Genomic DNA, 14821 nt, shown 5'->3' with positions numbered 1-14821 from the left:
CATGAACCAGTCGTATATCTGTGCTAAATTTGCCATAGTCATTGCGAGGAACGAAGCAATCTCATTCCGTATTTAGTTATTAATTTCCTTGATAAATAATGTAAGCTAATGTGTAATAAGTGGGTCTTATGTCGAAAGGAGTAGAATTACCTATCGTGTTAGTATCAGCATCTTGATAACTCGCACCTTCTTTATCACCTACAGCGTCATACTGAAGGACGGATTTTCCTATTTGAACTATTTTTGAATAAGTAAATTTCAGCGCGGGCATATTAATACCAAGCAATGTTACTTTTTTTGTTCCTCCTGTATTCCCAATTGCGTTATAATCGGGGTCATCAGGATCATAACCCGCAATGAATTGTCCTTTTAAATTTGGTCGTCCGTCAAGTCCGTCACACAAGTGCCAACCTTGTGGTATATCCTCAACCGAACCGCAATACAATTGCGGATTCGTACCCGGAGGCAATAACCGGCTTTGAATGCTTTTCAAAGTGTCACAACGGTAGAAATCAGCCCACGGCCATGAAGTTTCCGGATTAGTCCCAAAAGTGGCATAACGTATCGTGTGAACCTGCTTAACCACTCCATTTTTAAAAGCACGATTAACCGCCTCTTCAATAATAATTACGGTCGAATTTTCATCAAATGCCCCGCCCTTGAATTCTAATAATTCGCCATTAATATAAACATAGCCGTCACCCACGTCAGAGCCGGCCACAGCACAACCCGAAATAATAGTCAAGTTGCCCGCCAAAGCTCCTAAGGCATTGAAAATCGAGTACGCCGTTTGCAGTTCTTGCAGTCGTTCCGTTTTCAACGGATAACCGCCCGTTTGATTAAAATTCGATCTATTCATCTATTAAAATATTATAGCGTTTTCCGCCTGCTCTGTAAAAATCAATATGAGCCTTAAGCCCGTCCAATTGGTTGTTGTAAATTGCCTCAGGTACATACACAATAAAATCAAGTCCCGTGTCGGCCGTCTCACTTTCCGTCCTTAACCAAATCGTTTCCTCCTCATCGTCGGTCTCTAACCAAACATCCTGTTCCTCAGCTTCAGTAAAAATGTATTGCGTGTCATAAAGCAATCCGTTACCGATATAAATTCGCCTTTCAACCGGGTCAAACTTATCATTCAATGAACCACGCAAATAGCATATTTGGCCAGTGTGTTCAAGCTTATAAATGTTATCAACACGCCAGTTGTACCATTTGTAATACAAAGAATTTAACGGCTTCAAAACAATTTGAGCCAATGCCGAAAGGCCGGGCTTCCTGAGTGTGGGCAGAATATTATCAAGAGCAAATATGTTCCAGTCAATGTTATGCCACATACTCAATATTGTCAAAGGTTACAATCTCAAAATACCCGCTTTCCGCTATCTTGGAAACAAAAATCGGTTGAGGAACTCCGTAGCCGTCAAGAGCGGGATCAATCCACGCACTCGACGCACTTATTACCGTTGCATCAAGAACACCAGGAATAACTTGAAGTTTATCCACTAAAGCCGAAAGTTTTAATTCTCCATTAAAATCAAGTTCCTTCATAAATTCCTGCAAGGCTTCATTCACCGGGTAATTAGCATCTAATTTGCTCATTCCCGACTCATTCAGTACTAACCGGTCACGTTTGATTCTTAAATTCAAATACAGCTTATCAGCCTTATAATTAATAATCGTAACGGGAACGCCCGCCACTCTAATTTCGTTGATATATGCCTCAATAGCTTCAACTTGTAAAGGGTTGTCAAAATCAGTTAAAACCCCGTCAGTTTCACCCGCAATTTTCAATATCACTCGGCTACTGTCCTGGGCTTCATTAACCGCCGCATACTTGATAATTTTTGAAGCTTCAATTTGTTCCGCCGTGGCGTCGCCATTATCAAAAACATCGGTATCGGGAAGCAAGTCAAAACCGTACTGAAAGCGCAAAGCCATCGTGCGGTACCAGGGAAGCGTTCCCGCTTTTTCATTAGCCAGCCTTTCGTTAACTTCTATAGTGTGCTGGTCAAAAAACTGCTCGTGTATAAATAACGCCAAAGCCACAATTTCAAAAAGAATATTCTCCAAAGTCACCAGCGAAAACTCCGCGTCAAACGAAGCCCCCACAGCAAAACCATATTTTGCCGCCAAAGTTTCATTTGCCATAAATGGTGTGGTGATTTCTGCTTTTATTTGTTTCTTACTTCTTGCCATGCTTAGCTTACTATAAATGTTGATCCTATTATCATTGCTCCAATTCCATCGTCAGGAACAATTAATTCGTGGTTTTGAGCGGTTATGCCGGTGGCCAGTTTCTTCTGGATCCCGTAAAAATAATTAGCAATATCTTTCTCTCTTAAGGCGCTGCCGGGAGCGACTAATATTTCCCCTGGTGTTAACCTGTCGGTTATGGACTTGTCATTTGCCAAAGCCCACTCAAAAACAGTCTCCACCGATCCGTCAACCTGTACGGCTATATCTAATAAACTTTGTCCTGATAGTACCCTCATGGATGCTCACGTTTGTATTTATTAAACTCCTTCACTTTATCATCGTACATTTTTTTGTACAAAGCAACCTGCTTTTTTTGGTAGGCAATCTCCTGTAACAACACCTGTTCTTTTTTCTCAAAAAGGGCTTCAATGTTTTTAGACATTTCTTCCAGGTGTTTATACCTTTCCTCATAGCGGGCGGGTAAATCATCCAGCGCGTCCTTATAGAGGCCAACCAATTTAGAATCGTTTTCAATTTCGGTAGTTTTGATATCTACGTTTTGGCGCTTGCGAGTAAAGAACCAGCCAATAAAACCTCCTAAGGTGGCGGTTACGACTTCGTCGAAGTATGGACTAATAATGTCAAACATGAATTACAGTATTTATTTTATTCTTAATGGCGGCATAATCTTTACCGTCTTTTTCTAAATGAATCCTCACGCGGCGTTCAATGTCGGCTTTGGTGGCGTTTCCTTTTAGTAGCTGGATCAGTTCCGCCCCTAAAACCGGATTCGATTTTAAAGCGCCTTGATTCATTTCTAAAATAATAGCCACTTCCTGCATTTGAGAATCACCCACCACCATACGTTTACCGATTATCAGTAAATCATTGTTTTCGTCTAGTAAGATTCCTTTTCCCGCCATTTTAGTTCGCTTTTATTGTACCTGTTCCGGTTACCGCTCCGCCCGTGGCCGAGGTTCCGGTTACGACGGTTTCTCTTCCAACGACAAATTGTCGAATGGCCGCCGCTATTTTGTTGGCCTGTCTTTCTCTGGCCTCTGCCGGGTTAACGCCGTCTTTATCTGAGTCAAAGTCGAAAGCTTCCTTTATTAATGTCGCTAATTGTGCCTCTGTTATTGCTGCCATTTTTATTCGATTAAAACAGTATTTAAACGTTCTTTAATTGCCGTCATCGCTGCCACATTTATCGACCTTCCATTGACTACAATTATTTTATTTATCTCATCAATCATATCCGAAAAAATGTTTTTCAAATTTTCCCCCCCGTGCTTTACAATAAATCCCTGTTCTTTAACCGTGAGCTGGCTTTCGCCGCTTACAATCAATATTTCCTCCACTTCATCGGCCGCAATCAAAAAAGCGTTAGCCGAGTTGCCCACGATGCCAATTAAACATTTGGTCCCTACTTTAGGCTTTTTAAAATCAGAGCCAATTCCAAGTAGCACGTCGTGATAATCTAAATCGTCTTTTAATCCGGTGGCGGTCATGGTCTTTTTCTCCCAGTTTACGTCTTTAACTGTCGCCCAATCTGTCTGTGTGGGAATTAGCTCCCGGATTCTTTGGCTTATTAATTCGTTAAACTCGCTTATTCCTCCCATTATGCCACTTTTTCACCTAATGTTATTTCCTGTCTGATACCTTCGCGGGAAAACCTTTTTACTACTTTTTCAATGTAATAGGTTCCGGCGCGGTCGTCATATAAATTACTTTTCAAAATCACTTTCATGCCGTGCCTTACGCTTGGAATTCCAAAGGCGGTAAAATTACCCTCAAACTTATCCACCTTATACTTTTCGTATTCCAGTTTGCCCAGGCGTTCCAGTTCGGCCTTAACTTCAATATTGTAAAAAGTCAACTGGCGTTCGTTACCGTCTTTATCGCCTATGTTGTCAACCTCTATTTTGGTACCGTTTACTAAAGTGGAAACCACTTTAATTTTCAGGCTTATGTCTTCTTTCTTTTTATAATTCAATGCCGTAGAAACGCAGTTACGCTCAAGGTTGAAATTTACCGCGGGAAACTCGCTTTCATCGGCGTAATATTTGCCACATACAACTGTAGTTCCCCGCATATAGGCATAAAGCCCCCAGTCGCTTTGCAATTTTTCAAGAACCGCACCCACAGCCGTTTTAGACAGCCTTACGGCTCCCAGCTGTACGCCTTCCAAAGCATCTATTTCGTAACCGGGTATAATAGCCTGTAACAGTTCTTTTAGCTCCACATTTGGCGACGAATAATTCACCGGGATTTTACGCACGTTAAACATTTCGTCCTCAAACTTGATTACGATGGGAATGTCTGCCGATACTTCGGAAACATAGCCCTCGAACTCTTTTACATTATTACCGTCATAGCCAAAATAGATCGTTAGTTTGTCGCCTCTTTTAAATACTTCGTTAACCCTGTATTTATTAAAATAGCGCACATTCCTAGGCAATGTCAATGAACCCCTGTCGGTCAGTTCTTTCCAGCTGCTCTCGTATTCCAGTTCCGTTACGCGGAACAAAACAAGGTCTTCAGCTCGACGCTCATTTTTATGGAATACTATTTTACAGGTCATTGTCAGCGTCATAACACTAATTCTATTGCTTCATCACTAAATAATTGAAATTGAAAGGGAATCACTCCCGGGCTGGCCTGCTGTAAATTATCACTCCAGTCAGCCACGCAAACCCTTGCAATTTTTCGCTGTTCAAATAACTTTCCGCTTACGCCAAAAGAATCGGCCAATTCTTCCCACTTCAATAACTCGTCTAACTGATCGTGTGCCGAGCGGGTAGGCTCATCCAAACAGAGGCCGCGCACGTCGATAATCCAGTCGTCAAAGCCGTAGATTTCTTTCACCGTTCCGTTAGCGCCTAATAAGTTTGTCCTGGTAACATTGTGCGCTCTCCTAAAACTAAACATCGTCGCCGGTGGCAGTTGAAAATCGGCCATAGGAATGCTTTCTATTTCACCGTTTGGCTTAAACCTTTTATAAGAACCGCCCAGAAACTTAGCCGAAAATACAATCGGGGTTCCCATCCAACTCGTGGCCTCAGGCGCATAATATTCCGGTAAGGTTTCAAGACCGCCAAAGCTTATTCCGGCGGGCTGTTGTTTCTTAAACGATTCCGTTATAAAAATGGGGCTGTTAATGCCAAAAGCCGCCTGAAACAGCTGTGAAACTTCGTATCGTATATCTGCCATTATCCTCCTAAATTAACTACAGAATCCCTCAATCGGTCATTAATATGGCCGGTTATCTGGTCTGCAATATTTCTTAAATTCTCACCTTTGGCCACGCTAAAGGCATTGTTAACCGTTAGATTCATTACAATGGATTTAATGCCATTGGAACCGGAACCAACGTTTAAGCCGTCTCCCTCTTTTTTTCCTTTACCGGTTTTAGTTGGGTCGGCAACATGGCCTAGTACATCGGGAGTTTTTTTCAAAAAGCCGTTCACTCCTAAGCCTTTTTCCTTAGCCTGTTCGCCGGCCTTTTTACTGGCGGTGTAAGCATCGGATTTTTTTTGTCCGGTGGCCATTGCATCAGCCCATCCCGTTTTAAAGTTGTTGGCGGCGTTCTTACCAGCATTAATTCCCATAATGTCCGAAACAGCCTCTTTACCGGTTTGCCACGCTTGCGACCATTCGCCATTAAAAAAGTGCATAACGGCTTTGCCTAGTCCGGAAAGCCCGGTTAAGACTCCTTTAATCCGGTCAAGCAAATACTCCTTAACCACGTTCCCAAAAAGTTTAACCGCTTCCCAGGCCTTAAATATTACCAGCCTAAAGCCTTCAAATTTGTTCCAACAAAGCACTGTGGCTGCGATGAGCGCTCCGACTGCTAAAACTACCCAGCCAATAGGAGACGCAACAAATAAGGTGTTAAGTAATGCCTGCGTTCCATTCAACGCCGTAGTGGCTATATTTTGAAGCCAGGTAACTTTGGTTAATGCCGAATAAATTGGGATTGCGCCCGCTACCATTTGGATCATTGGCGATAATTGTTGCGCATAAATGCCCACATCGCCAAACGCCTGACCCGCCCATGTTTTAATATCGGAAAACCAACCTTTAATACCCGCGCCGGCCTGTTCAACACTCGGTAACTTAGTAAGGTCTAAATCCATAGTACCGAGTTCGTCTACAAAGGCGATTCCGGCGTCTTCTCCCGCACCTTTAAAAATGTCGGCTATAATAGTTTGACGGGCTTGTGCTGTAGCGCCTTTCATTTTGGCACTAATCATTTTCACCGCGTCAAAAGTCGTTTTCCCTTCTATGTCCTCCGGTTTTAGTCCAATACCCGCCAAGGCCGTAACCTGTGCTTTTGTCATTTCCCTTAAGGACAAATCCGCCTCTTTAATACTGTCGATTGCTTTATCTGAGAAAATACCGTCCTTGCCTGATTTCGCTATTAGAGCAATCGCTTCTGACTGTGAAAGCCCTAGCTGTTTAATAAAAGGCTGGTACTCTTTTAACTGATCGATAAAGTCGCCATTAGCATTAGCGCCTTTTTTATAGCCCTCCTCAATCAGCTTTAAGTTTTCCTCAAAAGTGCCGCCGTTCTGTTTCGTCATGGCGTTGGCCGCCCGTGAAATTTCCTCGGCGTCTTGATTGTAAACTGCCGCAATATTTCGGGAGCGTCTTACAAACTCGTCCAAAGCGTCACCGGTTAAATCGGTCATACGCTGCACCTCATTAGTAAGGTTTTGAACATCGACACTAAAATCTAAACTGTCGGTTGCCTTTTGGATCAATTCTACGCCCTGGTTAATTCCGGTGGCGAGGTCTGTCCACTTTTGCGCCTTTTGGTCAAACTTATCTACCTGATCCGTGAGGTCTTTAACGTCCTCCTCAGCACCTTGCAGTGCTTTGCGATAATTTTCAAGTTTTTGCTTAGCCTTATCATAGGCCACAGCCGCTTTTTGCTGTTCTGTCCAGGAATCACTTTTTTGGGCTTTTTCCAAGTCCTTTAATTCCTTTTCAACTTCCTTAATTGAGCCCTCCAAATCTTTGTAATATTGCTTGGATTTAGTCAGCGCAATTCGGGTGTCTTTTTCGCTAAGTTTAACGGCATCACTTACACCGTCTAGGCCGCTGGTCATTTCCTTAACCGAGCGCATCACGTCCCTTACGGGTTTCGTAGCCTGGTTAACAAATTCCAGTATCCATTTGGTTGTAACATCCATTAAACTGCTGTTTTATTGTTTATCGCCGAAAGCCTGATTAAGAACTTCGACTAGTACTTTTCTAAATGTTTTTTCGAGTATTTCTTCTTGTGCATCACGCCGGAGGCGTTCTACATAAATCCACTCCTGAAAGCGGCGCGCCCATTCCTCATCGTTAAGTTCGTCGGGGTTGATGTTATAGTGAACCCGGATGATTGCGTTAATCTTACTTATCGAATCATCCGTATCACTTTTATCGTCCGGATTAAGCCAGAACCCCTCTACAACTTTTTTACGTCAGACTTTGCAGTTTGTACCAGCGTACCGATAGCCTTAAGTAATTGGGCATAAATTGCCCCGTCATATTCATAAGCCTCTTTATCGCCTTCCAGTACGCAGCCCAGCATTAACTTTTGAATAGTGGTCACGTTGCTTTTCTCCTTTTTTTGCTCTTCCTCTGCTATGGCCTGCATCACCGCGCGGGATGGTTTTTTTACCAAGTACACAAATTGTTCGTCGCTGTCGGTAGTAATTGGGATTTCCCTTAAATTTCTACGGCCACCGCATTTGGCTGCGTGAGCTTCAATTTGTTCCTCTGTATAAGGTTTGATTACCGTTACTTTTACCTCTTCAGATGTAGCTTCGATATTATTTACATTTTCTGCCATTAGATTACGTTGTATTCAATGTGTGAGATAATCAGTTTAAAGTCGGTTGAAATGGTACCGTCGCCCTGGGCAACTTCTACTCCGGCATTGGTAAACTCGCAATTGCGAATTCGGTCTTTTAAAATCGCGCCGGCTTCCGTTTGGTACTCGGCAACAATGTCAAAAGGCGCAATATCCTGCAAGCGTTTTCCGGGAGCCAAAGACAACATCAAAGCGTCAACCTCTTCCTTGTAGAGTTTAATAGAAGCCGTAGCCTCATAGTCTCCGCGGGAACGGCCTATCGGGAACATGCCGCCGCCCTTTACGTTTTCTTTTTTAACCTCGTCGGTGTATTTTAACTCTAAAATTCCCTCTAAGTCACGCCCGAGCATGTTTACAACTATGGAAGTCCAGCCTTGCATGGTTCCAAATTTGTTTATAATGGTAGGTGTCGCCATAGTTAAATGCTATTTGTAAGTCCCACCGCAACTTCAAACTCATGAACGATACCATCGGCCACAATCATAGCTTTCACTTTTACGGGAGAATCTTGGTTTACAATTTGTTTTTCGTTGATGTACACATCAAAACCGCTTATTTCGTCGGCTGTTTGCATCCCTTCCAGCGCCTTATTGACTAATCCAGTCCAACGGCTCACCGTTGTAGAGGCAATAAATCCGGTAGTTGGGTCTTTTTTTACTCGACCTTTAACCTCGGGAATTAATGTGGTTCTGATTATTCGGGCTGCTTTGTTCCAGGTGCGGTTGTTCTCGATGAATGCAAAGTCCGATTCACGATCTACGCAGGTATAGGAATTATCAAAGAAAAATCCGGAATAACCTTCATAGGCTACGGCGGCAATATATCCTTTGTTACGTAAAGCCGTCAATACGGCCTTATCCTGCGAGTCCACCGTTTCGCCATTTGGCAAATACGATTCAATCCAAAGGCCTTTCTTTTCGTCTGTCAATGGGTAATCCAAAGCTCCACGTTTAGCCAATGGCTTATTTTCGATATTTACCGAACCTAAATTCTCATTGATTTTTCTAACGGCCAGCATTCCTAAAGCCGCCCCAATACGAACAGTTCCGGAGGCATCTGAACAGTTTACAAACGTGGAAACAATAGGCGCCGTTAACGCGAATAAGTCTTCGGTGTAATCGTCCAGATTATTAAAACCTAAAAAGGCAAAATCAATCAAACGGTTTTCCGCTGCAAATTCATCAGCGATCAATTGCTGCTCGTTTATAGTTGCAATGAGGTTTGGCGCTTCGCTGTTATAATCCAGCGCAAATCCGTAACCCTTAATTTCCTTATTTTGGTTGATAAACGTCTTAATATCGGCTTTAACTGTTGAGTTAAACAGATATAAAGTTGCTGTTGGCGCATATTCAAAAAATTCAACAATGTCGGCATAAAGCAAACAGTTGTTGTTAGCGTCAAAGCTTTCGTTTATCCCTAAGACCTCCGCGTCATAAACAGACGCTAAAACAACACCTTTACCCGCGTTATTTACTGCCGTGGCAATTGCCCCAACGGGAATACCGCCGAAAATAAGCGCGACGTGGTTGTCGGTACCAGTTGCAAGGCGATTTAAACCGCCCTGCAATTTTTCTACTTTAACTCCTTCTAATCTTGCCATTATGCTTGTGATTTAGTCAATTCGGCGGTTTTATCCTCAATGGCTTTCATTACCGATTTTCTGGTATCGGCTTTAAAAGGCTCTAAGGCCTCCAAGGTTGTAACCGCTGTAATGGCCTTAATTTGTTCGTCCGCCGTTGGTGCTTTAACAGCTTCTTTTACCGCCTCAATTGGTCGGTCAAAAGGCAATACTCTGCCTTTAGCGCCCGCGTGCATATTGGCGTAGTTTTCCTGAAGGAATACGTTACCGTCCACCGTAGCAAATACTTTATTTGCCTTTGGGAATTGTGCAAATACCTCGTTTGCTTTTTCTTTTAATTGCGCTTCCGTATATGTTTTTTTCATACTGTACTTTTTAGGCCGTAGCCGTGATTTTTTACTTTTTAAAACCCCATTGGGTGCGGTCTAGGCGCAGTGCCTAAGACCGCCATTTTAAAATAATTAGGCCGCTTTGCCCGAAATAATCGCCCCAGAACCTTCAATACCATAAGCAACAATAATGTGGTATAATCTGAATCCGATTGTGTTTTCTCTGTTCTCTGGATCAAGCTCCGCAGGACGTGCAAAACGTTTTACAGTTCCTACCGCTTTGGCCGTTGAACCTTTGTGGAAGATTACAGACGATTTACGTCCAACTGTTACACTTCCAAAAGGAATCTTTTCTAAGGTAGTATCGTCGTACTCTGGTGTGGTTGAGTCTTCATATACTTTAAATCCGTAGTATCTGCTCACGATAGCCCCCTCGTTTTGGTTGTGGTATTGGGTATAGAATTTTCTATCCTCTTCCAATAAATCCGAAACGTGGTCATCTGATAAAATCAAGATTCGACCGTTTTTATCAATACCGGCTTTATTCATTTTAGCCTGTAAATTTCTAAGGTCTTTTGTGGTTAATTTCAAACGTCCGGTTCCGTCGTCTTCTCCGGTTGTTACTAACACAAATAAGTTTTTAGCCTCGTCATTAGCCTGTGGCGCTAATCCCCACAATCCATACTCCGCTGTAGTGTCTTCTAAAGTTTCGCGGTGTTGTTCCTGTACGTCTGACGTTTTTTCGTATGGTAATGCGTATAATTCGTCTTCCGTTACAATCGTGTTTTCAGTATCAAATTTGTGCAATGCAACAATTACGTGGCTGTCGTCTCTTTCGTTTTTAACGATTGGATAGTTGGTATTATCAATTAATACCTGTGGAGCCGCCCCACGTTTCGGGATTTTAATCGTGTCCTGGTTCACCCAGTTTTGGCGTGATTTAATTTCTGATACCCACGTATGTTCATGGCGTAACTGTTTGATCATTTCTTTTTCGGCCGTGGTGTTTTTAACCTGTGTGGCGCTCACAGTCAAGGTGGCCACCTGAACTCCTTCAAAAGGCGTCATATTAATGGCGTGTGCCACCGCTGTAGCTACTAGCATTAATAGCGACAACATTACTAGTTTAAATACATTCTTTTTCATATTGTTTAAAAAGGGTTTAAATGAATTGTAAAAAAAGAGCCTGTGCCTTTTCGCAGGCTCTTTTACATGTTTGATTTTTGGGTTTCTTGTTACTTATTGAAATACTCCTCTTCCAGTTTTGCGAAAGCGGCTGGGTCTTCAACAATCATTTTCTCTAAGGCGGCAGGGTCTTTAGCCTGGTAGTCCTCTAAAGTCCATTTGTCTCTGCCCGCTTGTGGAGTTCCTCCACCTTCTAAACCTGCGGAAGGTTTTGCAATTGCCGGCATTGCTTTTAAAATGGCAGTTGTTCCGGCTAAATCGTTGGTAGCCATTTTAACCCATTGATCACGTACATCGGCAGTAATTTTCTTTTCCTGCGTAATGGCGTTATCAACCAAGGTTTCGGCCTGCTCTTTTAAAGCTGTGGCCTGTGCCTCTTGTAATCCTTCCACCTGTCCGGCTTTTTCAGTCGCTTGGGAAACGGCGGCTAAAATTTGCTCGTCGGTGGCGTCAGCTGGTAATTTCAGCTTTGCAATAAGCTCATTTCTGTTTTTCATTTTTGTTTCTGTTTTTGATTTTTCAATAGGAATGTTCGGAGCGCCACAGGCCACAAAGAGCGCCTTTTGGTCTTCCGTTACTTTTTCTTTTTTGGAGGAAACTGAAGTAATAAAGCCCTGTTCCATTGCCTCCTTAGCCGAAAGCCATACATCACCTTTTGACCACTTAGCCTCAATCTCGTCCTCAGACAAGCCCGTTTTTTCGGCGTAGGCGGTGCGGTATTGTTTCGTTAAGTTTTTTAGGAGTTTTAAATTAGATTCAATTGCGTCCTCGTTTCCGGAAATCATCCCCATTGGTTTATGGTACATGTACTGCCCATTTTCGGCCATTTCGAAAGTGTCGCATATCAAAGCCAGGTAAGAACCGGCCGAGGCAACCAATGCGCCTCCGTAACCCGTTACGGTACCGGAAAAGCGTTTGATTTCGTTAGCAATTTCGTTGGCTTCGAAAACGGAACCGCCCGGAGTATTAATATAGAGCGTAACGTCTTTAATGCCCGAAGCAATAATACCGTCTATCTGCTTTTTAAACTCGGCTGCGCTGTTTTGCCATTGATGGATCACGCCGCTTATTCTTATTTCGGCTGTGGTTCCTTTAGCCTCTGCCGTAATTTGAAGTGGGTAATCTTTAGACATAGCCACGACATCAAAACCGCTAAAAGCTATAAATAAGGCTGCCGTAACAATTGATATTAATCTGTTTTTCATCTAAAAAAAGTGTTCGTTCCTGCGTTTTGTGAGTACAAAGATTTAGCGAAAAATCACGGCAAAAAAATTACGTTACCAACTTAGTAACATAATGATACTAAAACAATTAACTACAAAAACCAACTTAGAACGTTGGTTTTTTTTTGCCTTAATAAGTGAGCAATTTTGCCCTACCAACAGGGTAATAAATTGATAGTAAATGGCAAAAAAGAAAGAACAGGAAGTCGCCAAAAAGCTCTATGTCGAACTCTACAAAACGCAAAAAGAAATTGCGGAGGATTTAGGCGTGACCGAAAAAACGGTTGGCGACTGGGTTAAAAAATTCAACTGGAAACAGGAACGAGACGCAAGACTAAACAACTCGACCAACCGAGCCGAAAACATTAAAAAAGTGATTGCAGGACTTACGGACAGCGCTTTAGATGTTTTGGAACAAATTAAAGTGGCCGAGTTTAACGGTGATAAAGAGGAGGCCTTAAGGCTTAAAAAAGAATCTACCCGTATTGCTCAGGAGGTGGGAATGTTCCAAAAATCTTTGGAGAAAATGGATAAGGAGTTTAAAATTTCACTGTCTACTTATCTCGAAGTTATGGAGGACATTTTTCAGGCGCTGCAAAACTATGACAAGCAGGCTTATCTGGCTACGCTCGACTTTCAAAAAACGCACTTACAATCAATCGCCCAAAAACTAGGATAATCTATGTCACTATTTAAAATCGTCCTTGGCTTAATCTTAAATAAAGCCAACAAAAAACAATACTATTTAGAAATCGGCTCGCACTTCCTTAAAAAGGGCTGTAATGTCCAAGTTGGGCAAATTGTCGATTCCAAAAGAATAGACCACGAACGCCGACGCGTAAAAGTCATTACTGGGATTTTCTATGATTTCGGACTAAACAAAATCACGCACACCACCGATAAACGAATCCTTAAAAAGTAATGAAAAGGAACGACAAAGTAAGCGTTGAAAGGTATCAGAAGCAGCTCGAACTAGTTGCCTCTTGTCACGCCTTAAACCCGTTTGAAACGGATAAGGAGCGCAAAGAGGCAATAGAACGGGCTAAGAATGATTTTGCCTTTATGGTACAAAGATATTTCCCGCACTATGCCACCGCTAAAACACCCGATTTTCATATTGCCTTTACTAAAAAGGTCAAAAAAAACAAAACCTTTAAAGGCTTTGCCGAATGGGGGCGCGCTTTGTCTAAATCGGTAGTGAATAACATTTTATTGCCGTTTTGGCTATGGATTAATGACGAGCCTGTTTATTTAGTGTTGGTAGGTAATAGCGGAGACAGAGCTAAACAGCTGCTCGAAGATATTAGAGCCGAGTTTGAGAACAATCCGCAAATTAATAAAGACTTTGGTCAGCAACACAACCCGGGGCATTGGGAAGAGGGCTTTTTTATTACTAAGGGTGGCTTTATCGGTCAGGCTTTGGGTATGGGGCAATCCGTAAGGGGTTTGCGTGTAAAAAATAAACGTCCTACTCATATTGCCTGTGACGATATTGAAACCAAAGACTTAAACCAAAATCCAAGCCGTCAGGAGAAAATGGCGAAATGGATTGAGCGCGATTTAATCCCTACAATGGACGGTGATATTAGGAGATGGATTCAATCTAACAACCGCTTTGCGCCTAAAATGATTCAAACCATTTTACAGGAAAGGCACCCAGACTGGGTTGTTGATCGTGTAAACGCTTATGACCCGGTAACCTATAAGCCTACATGGGCAGACAAGTATAGCGACACTTATTTTAAAGATGTTGAAGATGATATTGGAGTTTTAGCAGCTCATTCCGAGTATAACAACTCGCCCCATATTGAGGGAAGTATTTTTACTCAAAAAGAAATGCAGTATGCTCCATTACCAAAGCTCAACACTTTTAAAATCATTTTTGGGTATTGGGATGTCGCTTACGCCGGTTCTTCAACCTCGGATTATAACGCCATTGTTATTCAGGGATTAAAGGATCGTGATTTTTGGGTTATCGATGGATTTGTTAAGCAATGTAAAATGAGTCAGGCGGTGGCCTACATGTGTCAATATCAAAATTCACTACCCGAAACCGTGGTCGTGCATTGGGTTTTTGAGTCACAGTTTTGGAACGATGCCGTTCAAAGTGCCATTGATGAGGGTCAGCGTCAATTTAATTGCCGTTTAAACATCATTAAAAGAGACCGTCCAAGAACACACAAATACGACCGCATTTTACAGTTACAGCCATATTATCAAAATGGGCGCATCTTTTATAATGAAAAGCTAAAACATTCAAATGATATGCAGGTAGGTGTTGCACAACTGTACGGTATTGAGCCGGGTTATAAAACACACGACGATTATCCGGATGCGCACCAGGGCGGAATTGCCGAGCTTGAAAAATATGTGGTGTATGGTTCCGGCAATGGTTCCGGAGGATTTACAAGTGGTAAGTACAAACAAAAAAATGCTTAGTAAT

Annotated in this window: 20 protein-coding genes; 3 read left to right on the top strand and 17 right to left on the bottom strand. The window is 42.4% G+C overall.

The window, feature by feature from the left end; genetic code table 11:
• Positions 1–79 precede the first annotated feature (79 nt).
• The 17 genes from IEV84_RS13740 to IEV84_RS13660 all read right to left on the bottom strand — a co-directional run bounded on the left by IEV84_RS13740 (position 80) and on the right by IEV84_RS13660 (position 12360).
• Entirely contained in the window at positions 80–859 is a 780-nt protein-coding gene (locus tag IEV84_RS13740) for a hypothetical protein (protein ID WP_188494899.1), read from the bottom strand.
• Entirely contained in the window at positions 852–1337 is a 486-nt protein-coding gene (locus tag IEV84_RS13735; RefSeq protein WP_188494897.1) for a hypothetical protein, read from the bottom strand. Before IEV84_RS13735 ends, IEV84_RS13740 begins: the two co-directional genes overlap by 8 nt.
• Positions 1327–2199, bottom strand: coding sequence for a nucleotidyltransferase (locus IEV84_RS13730; protein WP_188494895.1), 873 nt, complete (start codon positions 2197–2199; stop codon positions 1327–1329). Before IEV84_RS13730 ends, IEV84_RS13735 begins: the two co-directional genes overlap by 11 nt.
• 2 nt (positions 2200–2201) lie before the next feature.
• Positions 2202–2495 carry a LysM domain-containing protein gene (locus IEV84_RS13725; protein WP_188494893.1) on the bottom strand — a complete coding sequence of 98 codons (294 nt, stop codon included), beginning with the start codon at positions 2493–2495 and terminating at the stop codon, positions 2202–2204.
• Positions 2492–2848 (bottom strand): hypothetical protein, encoded by a 357-nt coding sequence (locus IEV84_RS13720; protein WP_188494891.1) that lies wholly within the window; start codon positions 2846–2848, stop codon positions 2492–2494. Before IEV84_RS13720 ends, IEV84_RS13725 begins: the two co-directional genes overlap by 4 nt.
• Positions 2841–3122, bottom strand: a complete 282-nt coding sequence (locus IEV84_RS13715; RefSeq protein WP_188494889.1) for a hypothetical protein — start codon at positions 3120–3122, stop codon at positions 2841–2843. Before IEV84_RS13715 ends, IEV84_RS13720 begins: the two co-directional genes overlap by 8 nt.
• A 1-nt stretch (position 3123) precedes the next feature.
• Entirely contained in the window at positions 3124–3345 is a 222-nt protein-coding gene (locus IEV84_RS13710; protein ID WP_188494887.1) for a hypothetical protein, read from the bottom strand.
• 2 nt (positions 3346–3347) lie between these two features.
• On the bottom strand, positions 3348–3818 hold the full coding sequence (locus tag IEV84_RS13705; protein ID WP_188494885.1) for a hypothetical protein: 471 nt from the start codon (positions 3816–3818) through the stop codon (positions 3348–3350).
• On the bottom strand, positions 3818–4780 hold the full coding sequence (locus IEV84_RS13700) for an alpha-2-macroglobulin family protein (RefSeq protein ID WP_188494883.1): 963 nt from the start codon (positions 4778–4780) through the stop codon (positions 3818–3820). Before IEV84_RS13700 ends, IEV84_RS13705 begins: the two co-directional genes overlap by 1 nt.
• A gap of 8 nt (positions 4781–4788) precedes the next feature.
• Positions 4789–5244 carry a DUF6046 domain-containing protein gene (locus tag IEV84_RS13695; protein WP_188494881.1) on the bottom strand — a complete coding sequence of 152 codons (456 nt, stop codon included), beginning with the start codon at positions 5242–5244 and terminating at the stop codon, positions 4789–4791.
• Between the two features lie 164 nt (positions 5245–5408).
• Positions 5409–7394 carry a phage tail tape measure protein gene (locus IEV84_RS13690; RefSeq protein ID WP_188494879.1) on the bottom strand — a complete coding sequence of 662 codons (1986 nt, stop codon included), beginning with the start codon at positions 7392–7394 and terminating at the stop codon, positions 5409–5411.
• 260 nt (positions 7395–7654) lie between these two features.
• On the bottom strand, positions 7655–8041 hold the full coding sequence (locus IEV84_RS13685; protein WP_188494877.1) for a hypothetical protein: 387 nt from the start codon (positions 8039–8041) through the stop codon (positions 7655–7657).
• Positions 8041–8478: a hypothetical protein gene (locus tag IEV84_RS13680; RefSeq protein WP_188494875.1), complete on the bottom strand. Its 438-nt coding sequence runs from the start codon at positions 8476–8478 to the stop codon at positions 8041–8043. The genes IEV84_RS13685 and IEV84_RS13680 overlap by 1 nt, the downstream gene beginning before the upstream one ends.
• A 2-nt stretch (positions 8479–8480) precedes the next feature.
• A complete protein-coding gene (locus IEV84_RS13675; RefSeq protein ID WP_188494873.1) occupies positions 8481–9662 on the bottom strand; it encodes a DUF2586 family protein in 1182 nt (393 codons plus the stop codon).
• Positions 9662–10006, bottom strand: coding sequence for a hypothetical protein (locus IEV84_RS13670; protein WP_188494871.1), 345 nt, complete (start codon positions 10004–10006; stop codon positions 9662–9664). Before IEV84_RS13670 ends, IEV84_RS13675 begins: the two co-directional genes overlap by 1 nt.
• 96 nt (positions 10007–10102) lie before the next feature.
• A complete protein-coding gene (locus IEV84_RS13665; RefSeq protein WP_188494869.1) occupies positions 10103–11116 on the bottom strand; it encodes a hypothetical protein in 1014 nt (337 codons plus the stop codon).
• 89 nt (positions 11117–11205) lie between these two features.
• Positions 11206–12360: a head maturation protease, ClpP-related gene (locus tag IEV84_RS13660; RefSeq protein WP_188494867.1), complete on the bottom strand. Its 1155-nt coding sequence runs from the start codon at positions 12358–12360 to the stop codon at positions 11206–11208.
• Positions 12361–12559: 199 nt separating this feature from the next.
• Between IEV84_RS13660 and IEV84_RS13655 the strand changes: the two genes are divergently transcribed.
• Genes IEV84_RS13655 through IEV84_RS13645 form a run of 3 tightly spaced genes read left to right on the top strand, consistent with a single transcriptional unit; the run spans position 12560 to position 14817 of the window.
• Entirely contained in the window at positions 12560–13057 is a 498-nt protein-coding gene (locus IEV84_RS13655) for a terminase gpP N-terminus-related DNA-binding protein (protein WP_188494865.1), read from the top strand.
• 3 nt (positions 13058–13060) lie between these two features.
• Complete coding sequence (locus IEV84_RS13650) at positions 13061–13300, top strand: hypothetical protein (protein WP_188494863.1); 240 nt, start codon at positions 13061–13063, stop codon at positions 13298–13300.
• Positions 13300–14817 carry a hypothetical protein gene (locus IEV84_RS13645; protein ID WP_188494862.1) on the top strand — a complete coding sequence of 506 codons (1518 nt, stop codon included), beginning with the start codon at positions 13300–13302 and terminating at the stop codon, positions 14815–14817. Before IEV84_RS13650 ends, IEV84_RS13645 begins: the two co-directional genes overlap by 1 nt.
• The last annotated feature ends 4 nt before the right edge of the window (positions 14818–14821 follow it).

The sequence above is a fragment of the Flavobacterium palustre genome, assembly GCF_014639535.1.
Lineage (GTDB): Bacteria > Bacteroidota > Bacteroidia > Flavobacteriales > Flavobacteriaceae > Flavobacterium > Flavobacterium palustre.
This window is presented reverse-complemented; position numbering and strand designations above follow the sequence as displayed.